Source organism: Tritonibacter scottomollicae, assembly GCF_032924845.1.
GTDB lineage: Bacteria > Pseudomonadota > Alphaproteobacteria > Rhodobacterales > Rhodobacteraceae > Epibacterium > Epibacterium scottomollicae.
This window is the reverse complement of the sequence record NZ_CP136704.1, coordinates 1,479,140-1,493,080: the sequence shown is the minus strand read 5'-3', so window position 1 is coordinate 1,493,080 and position 13,941 is coordinate 1,479,140. Positions and strand designations below refer to the sequence as shown.

The 13,941-nt window shown below is 63.4% G+C and carries 12 protein-coding genes and 1 tRNA gene; 7 read left to right on the top strand and 6 right to left on the bottom strand.

The annotated features are described in order from the left end of the window. Positions 1-54: 54 nt before the first annotated feature. Positions 55-924 (bottom strand): methylenetetrahydrofolate reductase [NAD(P)H], encoded by an 870-nt coding sequence (gene metF / locus R1T40_RS07620; protein WP_317386474.1) that lies wholly within the window; start codon positions 922-924, stop codon positions 55-57. Positions 925-1,090: 166 nt separating this feature from the next. On the opposite strand from metF, the gene R1T40_RS07615 reads away from it, so the two are divergent. Next, on the top strand, positions 1,091-1,996 hold the full coding sequence (locus R1T40_RS07615) for a LysR family transcriptional regulator (protein WP_317386473.1): 906 nt from the start codon (positions 1,091-1,093) through the stop codon (positions 1,994-1,996). A 92-nt stretch (positions 1,997-2,088) separates the two neighbouring features. Here R1T40_RS07615 and R1T40_RS07610 read toward each other — a convergent pair whose 3' ends face one another. Further along, positions 2,089-3,111, bottom strand: coding sequence for an NADP-dependent oxidoreductase (locus R1T40_RS07610; protein WP_317386472.1), 1,023 nt, complete (start codon positions 3,109-3,111; stop codon positions 2,089-2,091). Positions 3,112-3,328: 217 nt separating this feature from the next. On the opposite strand from R1T40_RS07610, the gene R1T40_RS07605 reads away from it, so the two are divergent. After that, entirely contained in the window at positions 3,329-4,114 is a 786-nt protein-coding gene (locus tag R1T40_RS07605) for an inositol monophosphatase family protein (protein ID WP_106162766.1), read from the top strand. A 147-nt stretch (positions 4,115-4,261) separates the two neighbouring features. Here R1T40_RS07605 and R1T40_RS07600 read toward each other — a convergent pair whose 3' ends face one another. The 4 genes from R1T40_RS07600 to putA all read right to left on the bottom strand — a co-directional run bounded on the left by R1T40_RS07600 (position 4,262) and on the right by putA (position 9,582). Beyond that, on the bottom strand, positions 4,262-4,558 hold the full coding sequence (locus tag R1T40_RS07600; RefSeq protein ID WP_106162765.1) for an antibiotic biosynthesis monooxygenase family protein: 297 nt from the start codon (positions 4,556-4,558) through the stop codon (positions 4,262-4,264). A gap of 170 nt (positions 4,559-4,728) precedes the next feature. Continuing rightward, positions 4,729-5,106 (bottom strand): GFA family protein, encoded by a 378-nt coding sequence (locus tag R1T40_RS07595; RefSeq protein WP_317386471.1) that lies wholly within the window; start codon positions 5,104-5,106, stop codon positions 4,729-4,731. A gap of 11 nt (positions 5,107-5,117) precedes the next feature. Next, a complete protein-coding gene (locus R1T40_RS07590; protein WP_106163092.1) occupies positions 5,118-5,888 on the bottom strand; it encodes a rhomboid family intramembrane serine protease in 771 nt (256 codons plus the stop codon). A 286-nt stretch (positions 5,889-6,174) separates the two neighbouring features. Beyond that, on the bottom strand, positions 6,175-9,582 hold the full coding sequence (putA, locus tag R1T40_RS07585; protein ID WP_317386470.1) for a bifunctional proline dehydrogenase/L-glutamate gamma-semialdehyde dehydrogenase PutA: 3,408 nt from the start codon (positions 9,580-9,582) through the stop codon (positions 6,175-6,177). 112 nt (positions 9,583-9,694) lie between these two features. Here putA and R1T40_RS07580 point away from each other — a divergent pair, with 112 nt between their 5' ends. The 5 genes from R1T40_RS07580 to R1T40_RS07560 all read left to right on the top strand — a co-directional run bounded on the left by R1T40_RS07580 (position 9,695) and on the right by R1T40_RS07560 (position 13,938). Then, positions 9,695-10,171: an Lrp/AsnC family transcriptional regulator gene (locus tag R1T40_RS07580; protein ID WP_106162762.1), complete on the top strand. Its 477-nt coding sequence runs from the start codon at positions 9,695-9,697 to the stop codon at positions 10,169-10,171. A 78-nt stretch (positions 10,172-10,249) separates the two neighbouring features. Further along, the gene (locus R1T40_RS07575) at positions 10,250-10,819 is read left to right on the top strand and encodes a tetratricopeptide repeat protein (protein ID WP_317386957.1); all 570 of its coding nucleotides are present in this window, start codon (positions 10,250-10,252) and stop codon (positions 10,817-10,819) included. A 98-nt stretch (positions 10,820-10,917) separates the two neighbouring features. Beyond that, positions 10,918-11,001: transfer RNA gene (locus tag R1T40_RS07570), tRNA-Leu, on the top strand. Between the two features lie 812 nt (positions 11,002-11,813). Then, on the top strand, positions 11,814-13,151 hold the full coding sequence (locus R1T40_RS07565; RefSeq protein ID WP_106164864.1) for a DNA cytosine methyltransferase: 1,338 nt from the start codon (positions 11,814-11,816) through the stop codon (positions 13,149-13,151). Next, complete coding sequence (locus tag R1T40_RS07560) at positions 13,144-13,938, top strand: endonuclease (protein WP_317386469.1); 795 nt, start codon at positions 13,144-13,146, stop codon at positions 13,936-13,938. The genes R1T40_RS07565 and R1T40_RS07560 overlap by 8 nt, the downstream gene beginning before the upstream one ends. Positions 13,939-13,941: the final 3 nt, after the last annotated feature.

Sequence of the window (13,941 nt, the reverse complement as noted above, 5' to 3'; positions counted from 1 at the left end):
TCCTCCTGTCAGCGTTGCGCGCAGGCTAGGAGGACGCCGGGGCGTCAACAAGTCTTACGCAACGTTCTCGAGGCGCACCTTCGAGGTCACGCCAAGCGCGTGGCAGACATCGCGGGTCAGTTCGGGACGGTTGAGCGTGTAGAAATGCAGCTTCTTGACGCCGCCCTCCAGCAACTCGGTGCAGAGCTCGCTGCACAATGCGGTCGCCAGGAGGTCACAGCGATCATCGCGCGCGGCCTTCTCGAACGCCTCGTCGAGCCAGGCCGGGATCGTGGTACCACAGGCCTCGGCAAAGCGGCGCACGCCTTTCCAGTTCTCAATGGGCAGAATGCCCGGCGTGATGCGATCCGTGTCGAGACCCGCCTTGGCGCAGGCATCGCGAAAGCGAAAGAAGCTCTCGGGCTCAAAGAAGAACTGGGTCAGCGCCTCATCCGCGCCTGCATCAAGCTTGCGCTTCAGCCACTCCACATTGGCCTGCTGGCTGGCGGCCTCCGGGTGGCTTTCCGGGTAGGCGCCGACGCGCAGGTTGAATTTTCCCTTCGCAGCCAATGCCTCGATCAGTTCAACAGAGGAGCCAAACCCATCCCTCGTGGGCGTGAAGCGGCCCTGTTCTTTGGGCGGGTCGCCCCGCAGGGCGACGATGTCGGTGATCCCTGCCTCGGCATATTGGTCTGCAATATCAAGCGTTTCCTGACGGGTCGCGGACACGCAGGTCAAATGCGCGGCAACCTTGAGGCCGGAGTTTTTGTGCAGCGTGGTCACCGCGTCGCGGGTGAGTTCACGGGTGGTGCCGCCCGCGCCATAGGTGACGGAGACGAACCGCGGTGCCAGCGGTGCCAGCGATTGAACCGTGTCCCAGAGCCGGAAGGAGGCCTCCAGGTTCTTGGGCGGGAAGAATTCAAAGGAAATCTCGGGCGTGGTCACTGTCACTGTCTCCTCGGGGGCCGGTGGGGCCGAAAATGGGCGTTCTGCGCACGGGGTGTCGCATTGCGGCTGGTAAGCGTCGCAAGTCGTTTGACCCCTTGTCACACGAGAGCTAAGAGTGAAGCAAATTCATATTTCTCAAGAACAACATGAGGTGAACCACAGGATGCATATCGAATTCCGTCACCTTCGCACGATCAAGGCGATCCACGAGGCGGGTGGCATGGCGCGTGCGGCCGATCAGCTGAACATCACCCAGAGCGCGCTGAGCCACCAGATCAAGGGTCTGGAGGAGCAAACCGGGGTGGAGCTGTTCCAGCGGCGCTCCAAGCCGATGAAACTGTCAGCGGCCGGCATGCGTTTGTTGCGGCTGGCAGAGCAGATCCTGCCGCAAATCGAGGCGGCACAGGCGGAATTTGCGGCCCTGCGCGAAGGCGAGGCCGGGCGGTTGCATATCGCCATCGAATGCCACGCCTGTTTTGAGTGGCTGTTTCCGGTACTGGAGTCCTTCCGCAAGAGCTGGGGCGATGTGGATGTGGACATCCGGCCCGGTCTGGCGTTCGAGGCGATGCCGGCCCTGAAGCGTGAGGAGGTAGACCTGGTGGTCTCCTCCGATCCCGAGGAAATGCCGGGCGTCACCTTCATCGAACTGTTCGACTATAGCCCGGTCTTCGTCGCCTCGGCGCAGCATCCGCTGGCGAAGAAGCCTTTTGTGGAGGCCGAGGATTTTCGTGGCCAGACACTGATCACCTACCCGGTGGAGCGCACCCGGCTGGACATCTTCAGTCAGCTTTTGATCCCGGCGGGGGTGGAACCTGCGGGCATCCGCAAGGTCGAGCTGACGGCAGTGATCCTGCTGCTGGTGGCGTCAAACCGCGGGGTGTCGGTGCTGCCGGACTGGGTGGTGCGCGAGGTGAAATATTCCTCCGATTACGTCACACGCCCCCTGACCGAGGCGGGGATCACACGTCGTCTTTATGCCGCTATCCGAACAGAGGATGAGGCAAAGCCCTACATGCAGGAGCTGATCCGTCTGGCGCGTGTTGAGGCACGCAAGCTGCAGACCCAATGATCGGCGCGCGTTGCGCGGGTCCGATCCGTCAGGATCGGAAGCCGCTCAGGGCGGAGTGGTCTGTATTGGACGACAGACTAGCAGTCCGGGGGTCAGGCGAGTTTGACCACCTGCTTGCCGGTGTTGCCGCCCTTCAGCATTGACATGAAGGCAGTAGGCGCATTCTCCAGCCCCTCAGCCACGTCTTCCATAAACTTCACCTGACCAGAGGCCACCATCGGGCCGACCTCCTGCAGGAAGGCGGGGTATTGGTCAAAGTGATTGGCGATAATGAAGCCATTGATCGACAGATGCTTCACCAGCACCGTGCGCCAGATCCCCGGCCCGCTGAGTTGCGTGTCCGCAGCGCCATCATACCAGGCGATCATGCCGCACAGCGGGATGCGGCCAAAGCGGTTCATCAGGGGCAGGACCGCTTCCAACACCTTGCCGCCGACATTTTCAAAGTAGATATCAATCCCGTCCGGGCAGATCTCGGTGAGGGCCGCCTGCAGCTCCTGCGCCGTGTCATAGGCGCGGTGGTCAAGGCAGGCATCAAAGCCGAACGTCCTGGTCGCCAGGGCGCATTTCTCGCCGCCCCCCGCAATGCCGACGACGCGCAGCCCGGCGGCCTTGGCCAGCTGTCCCACCATGGAGCCGACGGGGCCGGTGGCCGCTGCCACGACCAATGTCTCGCCCGCCTTGGGGCGGCCATGGACGGTCAAGCCATGCCACCCGGTAAACCCCGGCATGCCCAGGGCACCCAGTGCCAGCGAGGTCGGCGTCAGGGAAGCGTCGAGTTTTTGCAGCTCATCACCGGGCACAGCCGCATGTGACGCCCAGCCGAACATGCCCAGGACCTTGTCTCCCGGCGTCAGATCGGGATGGTTCGAGATCAGCACTTCGCCCACCGCGCCGCCTTCCATCTGCGCGCCGACCGCGACAGGGGCCGCATAGGATTTGGCATCGTCCATCCGCCCGCGCATATAGGGGTCGAGGGACATATACTCCGCTTTTACAAGAACTTCGCCCTTGCCCGGTGTCGGGATGTCCAGGCTCTCAAGGCGAAAGTTCTCAGGGGTGGGCGCGCCATTGGGGCGGCTGGCGAGTACGATCCGTTGCATCTGCTCGGTCATGTTGGGTGTCCTCCTATCGAGATGAATGGGGCAGGTGGGCTGCATCCGGTTTGCATAAACTGAACTAGTCAGTTTAGTTGAGGGCGACAACCCCCTCTCAGTTTACCACGAGGTCGACAGATCCCGATGGGGGCAGGTTTCGCCCTTGGCAAGCGGGCGCGAGGCGTGTATGGGCACCCTTTGACCGACATCTCCCCCCGCAAGGACAGCTCGTACAATGATTGGTAGCGCAAATCTCAACGTGATGATCAAGGCCGCTCGCAAGGCAGGCCGCTCCCTGGTGAAAGATTTCCGCGAGGTCGAAAACCTGCAGGTCTCTACCAAAGGGGCCGGGGATTTCGTGAGCCGCGCCGATATCGCCGCCGAGAAGATCCTGAAAGATGAGCTGATGGGCGCGCGCCCGACCTATGGCTGGTTGGCCGAAGAAGGCGGCGAAGAACCCGGCGAGGATCCGACCCGTCGCTGGATCGTCGACCCGCTGGACGGCACCACCAACTTCCTGCACGGTCTGCCCCATTGGGCGGTGTCCATTGCGTTGGAACACAAGGGCAAGATCGTTGCGGGCGTGGTTTATGACGCGGCCAAGGACGAGATGTTCTTTGCCGAAAAGGGCGCAGGCGCCTGGATGAACGAAACCCGCATGCGTGTCTCTGCACGTCACCGCATGATCGAGTCGATCTTTGCCACCGGGTTGCCGTTCGCCGGTCGTGCCGACCTGCCGGAAACCCTGAAAGATCTGGCGCGTTTGATGCCGGCCTGTGCCGGTGTGCGTCGCTGGGGGGCTGCCGCCCTCGACATGGCCTATGTGGCGGCCGGACGGTATGAGGGCTACTGGGAACGTCGCCTGAACGCCTGGGACGTTGCCGCAGGGATCATTATCGTCAAGGAAGCAGGCGGTCTGTGCGAAGGGCTCGACCCCGAGGCCTCCATCATCGAGAGCGGGAATGTGATCTGCTCCAACGAGCCTATCTTTGAAAACTTTGCCAAGGTTATCCGGGGCTGATCGAGCCCGGGACATACGCATCGGTTTCGGGGGGAGACCCCGGTGCCGTCCAAATGATCTGATCTGACACCCCGGCGGCGCTCCTGCCTCGGGGTGTTTTTTGTTTCGGACGATCATGGCGACCGGGGCATTTGCCTCAGATCCGGCTCAGGCTTCGATGAACTCGTAATGTTTGATCGATCTGAACTGGACGAGATCTGCCTCGGCCGGGTCGATATGCGGGCTGTCGTAATCCTCGCCGACAAAGTCCTTGAGCGCATCGAGGCTCTCCCAGACCATGACAAGGCTGAAGTCCCGCGGACTGTCGTTGCGTGCGGCTCCGGGGAACACCGAGATGACGCCCTTGGTGGCTTTCATCATGGGGATCGCGGTGCGGTGAAAGAATTCGGCAAACTCGCCTTCCTTCCCCGGATGGGTGATAACTTGAAAAATGCGCATGATCATGGCGAGGCCTCCCTGAAGTGAACGGGCGTCCTGACGTATGTCTGCCTCTGCGTTTCTACGGCTTGTCAGCTAAGGTAGCATAAAAGCCGGCTGTGGTCGCCATCTGACGCAAGTGTTCGGGCGGCATCATTCAGTGGGCATGGATGGATGGGGGCGCTCGGAACCTGAGCCTAGCGGTCGGCTGGGTGGTTGACGCCGTCGGTCCAGGGAATGTCGCCAAAGCTGTCGGCATGGGTGCGCGGGTTGCCGCCCTCGATACAGCCGAGGTTGACGCCGCATTGTGCCGGGTCAGAGCGCCGTTGGTGATAGACATAGATGCCGCAGATCTTGCAGAAATAGTGCTTTGCGGTGTGGCTGCCCCATGTGTAGCAGCTGAGCGCCTCGCTCCCGCGCAGCACCTTGAGGCTCTGCGTGAGGGCGGTCACCGCAGGTGCGCCGCGGCGCAGGCAGAAGGAACAGTCGCACCGGCTGGCGGAGGTCAGCCCGTCCGGGAAGTCGGCGCTGATTTCAACGGCCCCGCAATGGCAGGTGGCGTGGCGGGTTTCCATATCCGTCTCCTTCACTTGCCCCAGGGGCCGGGGCGGCGGGCTGGGGTGTGGCGCGGGATGCGTGGAATGCGGCTGGTGCTGTAGGTCGTTTCCGGGTGCGGCGGCTGACCGTCTGTGCGGGTCCAGAACCTTGGGCCGCCTCGCTTGATCCAGAGCGGCACAGTCAGCGCCAGCCCGATGAAGAAGCCCCCCGCATGGGCCCAATATGCGACGCCGCCCAGATTGGGATCGGCGTTGAGGCCACCGAGGAACTGCATGCCAAGCCAGAGACCCAGCATGATGAAGGCGGGCACGGGAATGATGCGGAAGAAAATGATCAGGATGATCAGGATATCCACCCGCGCCTTCGGGAACATCAAGAGGTAGCCGCCCATGACACCGGCGATGGCACCGGAGGCTCCCACCAGCGGCACCAGTGACTGCGGGGCCGACACCACATGGGCCAGTGTCGCGCCGACACCAGACAGCAGGTAGAACAGAAGGAAGGGCAGGTGGCCCATCTCGTCCTCCATATTGTCGCCGAAGATCCACAGGAACAGCATATTGCCCGCCAGATGCAGGATGCCACCGTGGATGAACATTGACGTCACCAGCGTCAGCGGCGCCTCTCCCATCATGATCTCTCGCGGGACCGTGGCAAAGGCGCTGTAAAAGAGCGCGAGGCTGCGATCTGTCGAAAAACTGGTGGAGTACCACAGATACCCAAGGATGTTGGCCGCCATCAGAAGATAAACGACATAGGGCGTGCGGCCGGATGGGTTGTGATCGCGCAGTGGAAACATGCGCAGACGCTGGGCCGTGGCCGGGCCGAGGTCAAGGCCATTGGCGTGATTTGCCACCGGCCTTGAGTGATTTTTGGCCGGGGGCGCTCCCGTCCCATGGGCAGGCGGCAAAGCCACCCACGCATGCGTTGGGCCGGGCGGGGGCCGCGCCAAAGGCGCGGCCCCCGCCCCCCCGCGATGCGCGCAGCGCAACCCCTCTCTCGGAAGAGCAATTCAAAGAAACGCCGCCCCGTCTCGGAAGGAAACGGAGCGGCGCGTTGGTGTTGATCGCGTCAGATGTCGCGCGTCAGGCGTTGCCGCCGAGGAGTGCTGCATTGCCCCCGGCCGCAGTGGTGTCGACGCAGACGTGGCGTTCGGCCAGCACGCGGGCGCGATCCGGGGTGCCCGGGATCAGTGGCAGGATCGGGCCGTCGCGCTTCGACAGGGCCTGCTCGATCTCGCGGCCCGTTGCCTCATCGCCCCACCACAGCACACCGGCGATGCCGCCGAGATGTTGCAGGCGATGCAGATCCACCATGTCGTCTGCCTCCAGCGCGGTGCCGCCAAGTGCGATGACTTGCTTGGCCTGCTCTGCGGCGGCGGCTTTGCCGGGGCCCATACACAACAGCGGCGCGCGGGCGGAGACTGTCAAACGGTTGGACTCACCGGTGGGGCCGGGCAGGGACGTGGTGACAGGGGCGCGGGCCTCGCCGGTCTCGCCGGGGAGTTCCGCCATGGTGCCGTCCCATGCCTCGGTGCTCTGCTGGCGGTCCGGGGCGCAGAAGCGCGCGAGGTAGTGGGGGCCGCCCGCCTTGGGACCGGTGCCCGACAGACCTTCGCCGCCAAACGGCTGGCTGCCTACGATGGCGCCGATCTGGTTGCGGTTCACATAGATGTTGCCAGCGTGGATGCGATCGCAGACATGCTGCACCCGGTCGTCGATGCGGGTCTGCAGACCGAAGGTCAGCCCGTAGCCAGTGGCATTGATGGCGTCGATCACATCGTCCAGCTGGCGCGACTTGAAGGTCGCCACATGCAGCACCGGGCCAAAGATCTCCTCCTGCAGGTCACTGATGCCGTCGATCTGGATCAGCGTCGGGCCGACGAACGTGCCGCCCTGCGGCGCCTGCATCTCCTTCAGCACCCGACCTTCGCTGCGGGCCTGGTCGATATGAGCGAGGATCTTGGCACGCGAGCCCTCGTCGATCACCGGGCCGCTGTCGATGGACAGAGCCCAGGGATCGCCGAGATCCAGCACTTCCATCGCGCCCTTGAGCATGGTCAGCACGCCCTCGGCCACGTCTTCCTGCAGGTAGAGGCAGCGCAGGGCGGAGCAGCGCTGGCCTGCCGACTGAAACGCGCTTTCGATCACCGCCTGCACGGCCTGTTCGGGCAAGGCGGTGGAATCCACGATCATCGCGTTAAGGCCACCGGTTTCCGCAATCAGCGGCGTGCCGGGGGCGCAATTGTCGGCCATCGCCGCGCGGATGCGCATGGCGGTGGCGGTGGAGCCGGTGAAGGCGACGCCGCCCACACGCGCATCGCCGGTGATCGCCGCGCCGACCTTGGAGCCACGTCCGGGCAGGAATTGCAGCACCTCGCGCGGCACGCCGGCCTCATGCATCAGCTCGACTGCGCGGAAGGCCACCAGCGGGGTCTGATCGGCTGGTTTGGCCAGCACCGCATTGCCGGTCGCCAGTGCGGCCGACACTTGACCGGTGAAGATCGCCAACGGGAAGTTCCACGGCGAAATGCAGGTGAAGATGCCCGCAGGAGCGGCATCGGGGATGCGGGCGGCGTAGTAGCGCAGGAAGTCTACCGCCTCGCGCAGCTCTGCCACCGCGTCCATCTGCGTCTTGCCAGCCTCGCGCGCGAGCAGGGCGAACAGCTCGCCATAGTTGGCCTCATAGAGGTCAGCGGCTTTGTTGAGTGCGGCGGCGCGCATCTCTGCCGGGGCGTCCCAGGTGGAGGCGGAGGCCAGGGCCAGCTCCACATCCTCGGCGCTGGATTGCGCCACGGAGCCGATCTCGCTCAGATCGCTGGGGTTGGTGACGGCCACACGGGTCTCCGGCATGGCCTCGCCCGCGATCAACGGCACTGCGTCCCATGTGGCGCTGCGGAAGGGCGCGCGGGCCTCGTCGATGGCCGAAAGGGTGGGCGCATGGCGCAGGTCAAACCCCTTGGAGTTGATACGCTCCGGCTGGAACAGGTTCGGGCCGGTGGGGATGTCGGTGCTCAGGTCGTCGATCTGAAGGAAGGGATCGGCGGCGACCTCTTGCGGTGGCACATCCTCATCGACGATCTGGTTCACGAAGGAGGAGTTGGCGCCGTTTTCCAGCAGACGCCGCACCAGATAGGCCAGCAGGTCGCGGTGCGCCCCAACCGGTGCATAGATGCGGCAGCGGGTGTTGTTCTTGTCCATCACCTTCTGGTGCAGGGTTTCACCCATGCCGTGCAAGCGCTGGAATTCATAGGCCTGACCGTCCTCTGCCATGTGCAGGATCGCGGCGACGGTATGGGCGTTGTGGGTGGCGAACTGCGGATAGATCCGGTCCGTGCGCGCCAGCAGCTTGCGCGCGTTGGCGATGTAGGACACATCCGTGAGCGCCTTGGAGGTGAAGACCGGGAAACCATCCATGCCCTCGACCTGCGCGCGCTTGATCTCGGTGTCCCAATAGGCGCCCTTCACCAGACGCACCATGAAGCGACGGTCGTATTTTTCGGCCATCTCGTAGAGGGCGTCGATGGCCAGCCCGGTGCGCGGACCATAGGCCTGCACCACCACGCCAAAGCCATCCCAGCCATGGAGCGCGGGATCGGAGATCACCTCCTCGATCACCTCGAGCGAGATTGACAGGCGGTCGGCTTCCTCGGCGTCGATGTTGAGGCCCATTTTTGCCGCCTTGGCCAGCAGCGCCAGGGCCTTCAGGCGAGGCACCAGCTGTTGCTTGACCGAGGCTTCCTTGGCGATCTCGTAGCGCGGGTGCAGCGCCGAGAGTTTCACTGAAATGCCGGGGTTTTCGCGGATGTCGCTGCTGGTGCAGGCGCTGGCAATGGCCGAGATGGCGCGGGAATAGGCAAGGTGATAGCGCGAGGCATCCGCCTCGGTGCGCGCGGCCTCACCCAGCATGTCGTAGGAATAGGTGTAGCCCTTGGCTTCCATGTTGGAGGCGCGTTTCATGGCGCTTTCGATGGTCTCACCCAGCACGAACTGGCGGCCCATTTCCTTCATAGCGCGGCCCACGGCGGTGCGGATCACCGGCTCACCCAGACGTTTGATGGCACCGCGCAGGGCGCCGACGGGGCTTTTTTCCTCGTCCAGCACGCGACCGGTCAGCATCAGGGCCCAGGTGGAGGCATTGACCAGCGAGGAGGTCGATTTGCCCATGTGCTTGCCCCAGTCGGAGGGCGCGATCTTGTCTTCGATCAGGGCGTCGATGGTATCCGCATCCGGCACCCGCAGCAGCGCCTCAGCCAGGCACATCAAGGCAATGCCTTCGTCGGTCGACAGGCCATATTCGGCCAGGAAGACCTCCATCAGCCCGGGCGAGGAATGGCCGCGGATGTCCGTCACCAGCTGGGTGGCGGAGGCACAGATGGCAGAGCGGTCGGCCTCGGACAGCGCGGCCTGGGCCACCAGCGCATCGCGCATGCGGGCCTGATCTGCATAGGTGCCGGCATCGATCCGGTCGCGCAACAAGATGGTAGATGTCATGTCTTTTCCCCAATCTCAGAGATTTTGACCCTTGTATCGCGTTCATACTGGTCATTTCTCCCGTTTGTGTCGATAATGCGGATCAAACGCGTCTATTTGCGGAGGCTTTTTGATGCAATCGCGCTTCCCCGGTCTCGACCGGTTTGATCAATCGATTCTACGTGAGCTGAGCCACAACGGCCGCAGCTCCATTTCCGATCTAGCGCGTGCAATCGGTCTGTCGAAGTCGCCCACCCAGGCCCGCCTGAAGCGGCTGGAGGCGGAGGGTATCATTCAAGGCTATCGCGCGATGATCGACCCGATCCGGCTGGGGCTCGATCACATCGCCTTTGTCGAGGTGAAGCTGACCGACACCCGCGAGGCGGCCTTGGCGGCATTCAACGCCGCCGTCGTACAGGTGGCCGAGATCGAGGAAGTTCATATGCTGGCATCGCATTTCGACTACCTGCTGAAGGTGCGCTGCCGCTCGATGTCGGATTTCCGCGCGGTGTTGGGCGAGCGGATTTCCTCGCTGCCGCATGTGTCCTCGACCTCCACCTACATGTCGATGCAGACGGTCAAGGACGACGGGGGTCTGGGGCCGATCTAGGCACGAGGGCTATCGAGCAGGCGCCAGCACACGCGATTGTAACTTGTCCGCAGCGGAATTTGGCGCACCATTATGGGTATGTTGCTCCGTGTCGTGATCCCCGCCGTCGTGTCCCTGTCATTTCTTGCCGGGGGCAGTTGGGCAGAGTGTCCCAGCGCGCCGGATCACGCGGCGCGGATCAATGAGGTGCTGGAGCAGGTGCAGGCCGCCGACAGCGAGCGCGAGGCAAAGCGCATCGCCAATCAGCTCTGGACCTTCTGGGCGGATGCGCCGGACGCTCAGGCGCAGGAGATCTTGGATCGCGGCATGACCCGGCGCTCGGCCTTTGATTTCCTCGGCGCGATGTCCGATTTCGACCGGCTGATTGACTACTGCCCCGACTATGCGGAGGGCTACAATCAGCGCGCCTTCGTGCACTATCTGCGCCGGGACTTCGCCGCTGCGCTTGAAGATCTGGATCGCGCCTTAGCACTGTCGCCGCGCCATGTGGCGGCGATGAGCGGGCGTGCCTTGTCGTTGCTGGGCCTCGCGCGACCGGATGAGGCACGCAGTACCCTGCAGGAGGCTCTGCGGCTGAATCCCTGGCTGTCCGAACGCCACCTGCTTGGCCCCGGTGCGCCTTTGGCAGCGGATGAGATCGAGTTGTAACGACGTCTGTCGTGTGAGAGATGAAACCTCAAGCCTCTGAAAATCCTGTTGAACACAGCCGCCCGCGCGGGTAGAGCTTGACGCTGAGGTCCAGCCGCGCGGGCGTGGTGGAATGGTAGACACAGGGGACTTAAAATCCCCAGGCTTTAGCCGTGCGGGTTCGAGTCCCGCCGCCCGTACCACTTTGAAAATGCTGGAGAGTTTCACATCAACGCCTTGAGCTCTGCTTTGGCATTGATTGTACCTGCTCAGGTAGACCGCCTCACTTAACATGGAGGCCCATCAGCTATTTGTGACTGACCTGCTCCCGACGGTTCAGTTCAGGACTGGAGAGGCGTTCAATTCTGGGTTCGCAACCGCAGCTGTGACTACGCTACGGAGAAACCGGCTTGTGTCGTGGAAATGAAACGCCTGACTGTGTCCAGCCCGGCTTGTTCCTGCGCGTCTAGGACGCCCTGCACCTGGCTACGGGTTTGGCGGGCATGATCCAAATCGTCGAGCCCATATGCAACGCCAACCCGACCAAGCGGATGTGACGCGACCCATTCACTCCGATCTCGAAAGAAGCCGGGGACAATGACGCTCGTGCAGCCGCAGAAGTGACCACACCTGAAGAGCTAACCCCGCTCGATGGCATCGGTGACCCAGCGCAGTTCCTGTCCGACGAATGAGGGACGGTTGAAAGGGACTTTGTTCGAAGTCACGGCCAGCACAGCCTTTCCAGTTAGAAGCTCCGGCGCTCACTATAGTCATCACGCCACTGGATCTAAAGCTGAAATGACGGCGTTCGTCGCAATGCCCGGGACGTGAGAGCTGCCCGAAACTGCCATCATCGTCCGCGCCGCCGCTCCTGCGGACTTGGCGTTATTTCTGTCGGCTCTGAGACGTTCTGGCATTCGATCTGCAGCTTGTGTAAGAGGTACAGACGCGATCGACATCGCGTCTCTCCCATGCTAGAATATGAGAATCAAACGTGAACGAAGGGCGCCGAAAGTTGAGACCGATCGCAGTCGAATTGTTTGCGGGCGCAGGTGGCCTTAGCCTCGGGTTCGAGCAGGCGGGGTTTGACGTCCGGGCCGCGGTGGAAATCGACCCGGTGCATTGCGCCGTTCACAAGTTCAACTTCCCCCATACGGCGGTTCTTGCACGCTCGGTCGAGGGGCTGAGCGGCGAGCAGATCCGCGCGGCGGCAGGCCTGGGCGATGCGGAAATCGACTGTGTCTCCGGCGGCGCGCCCTGTCAGGGGTTCTCGATGATCGGCAAGCGGGTGCTGGACGATCCGCGCAACCGGCTGGCGATGGATTTCCTGCGCATTGTCAAGGAATTGGACGCCAAGTCCTTTGTGTTCGAGAACGTCAAGGGGCTGACGGTGGGCAAGCACAAGCAGTTCCTTGAGGAGCTGGTGGCTGCCTTTGATGCGGCTGGATATGTCTGTCGCACGCCGTGGAAGGTGCTGAACGCCGCCCATTTCGGCACGCCGCAATCGCGTGAGCGACTGATCCTGATGGGGGTCAAGAAAGGCCTGCCGCTGCCCGAATACCCCGCGCCGCAGACCAATATCAGCGGCAAGCCCAAGACCTTCGAAGGGCTGCCTGACGGGCCCAGCTGCCGCGAGGCGCTGGGGGATCTGCCAGATGCGGAACGCTTTGACGCGCTGCTGGACAGCGATGCCACGCGCGGTGTGCGGTTTGGCAAACCGTCGGACTACGCAGCCGAGCTGCGCGGGCTGACCAATGATGCCTGGCACCACGGCTATATCCGCGACTGGCAGCCCTCGCTTCTGACGTCGAGCGCGCGGACCGGCCACACCGAGATCACCCGCCGTCGCTTTGGCGAAACTGCTGAGGGCGCGGTGGAGCCGATCAGCCGCTTCTTCAAGCTCGCCCGGGGCGGTGTCTCCAACACGTTGCGGGCGGGCACGGATGGCGCGCGCGGTGCCTTCACCAGCCCGCGGCCAATCCACTACAAATACGACCGCTGCGTCACCGTGCGCGAGATGGCGCGGCTGCACGGGTTCCCCGACTGGTTCCGCTTCAACGCCACCAAATGGCATGGTGCGCGTCAGATCGGCAATTCGGTGCCCCCGCCGCTGGCCCGCGCCGTGGCGGCTCAGATGATGGCAGCACTTGGCTATCAGCCCGAACGCCCGGAGGGTACGCTGGCGCTGGGGGATCCCAAGCTGCTGCAGTTCGACCTGACCCGCGCCGCTGCCCATTTCGAGGTGGACGCCATGCCCGCGCGCCGGGACCGCAAGAGCGGCGCGACCAAGCGGCGGCAGGCGGATATCGAGCTGGAACGCGCAGAGACCGCGCCCAAGACCGCCAATGGCTAGGCAGCAGAACCGCTACAGCGCCCTGATCGAGAAGATCTTTGTTGAACGTTACAGCGAAGGCGCGACCGAGTTTGGCTTCACCCGCGAGGAGCTGGAGCAGGCCGCACAGGAGCTGGCGATCAAACTGCCCAAGAACCTCGGTGATGTGCTCTATTCCTTTCGCTTTCGCAACGTGCTGCCCGAGGCCATCGTGGCCACCCAGCCCGAGGGGCGCGAATGGGTGATCGAACTGGCTGGGCGGGCGGTCTATAAATTCAGCCTGGTGAAGATCAACCGCATCCTGCCGCAGCAGGATCTGGAGGTCATCGACATCCCCGATGCCACCCCCGCCATCATCCGCGCCTATGCGCTGGATGACGAGCAGGCGCTGCTGGCGGTGGTGCGCTACAACCGGCTGATCGACACGTTTCTGGGCCTCACCACCTACAGTCTGCAGAACCACCTGCGCACCACGGTGAAGGGCATGGGCCAGATCGAGATCGACGAGCTGTATATCGGCCTCGACCGGTACGGCTGCCATACCATCATTCCGGTGCAGGCCAAGGGCGGCAAGGATCAGATCGGCATCGTGCAGGTCAGTCAGGACATCCGCTATGCCGACGCCAAGTTTCCCGGCATGCGCTGCCGTGCGATCGCCGCGCAGTTCATGGATGACAGCATCGTGGCGCTGTTCGAACTGGTGGTGCAGGGCGATGAGATCCAGGTGCTCCAGGAGCGTCACTATCGCCTCGTGGCCGCCAATGCGCTGAGCTACACGCGGCGGATCGCCTATCGGGACGAGGTCTGAGGG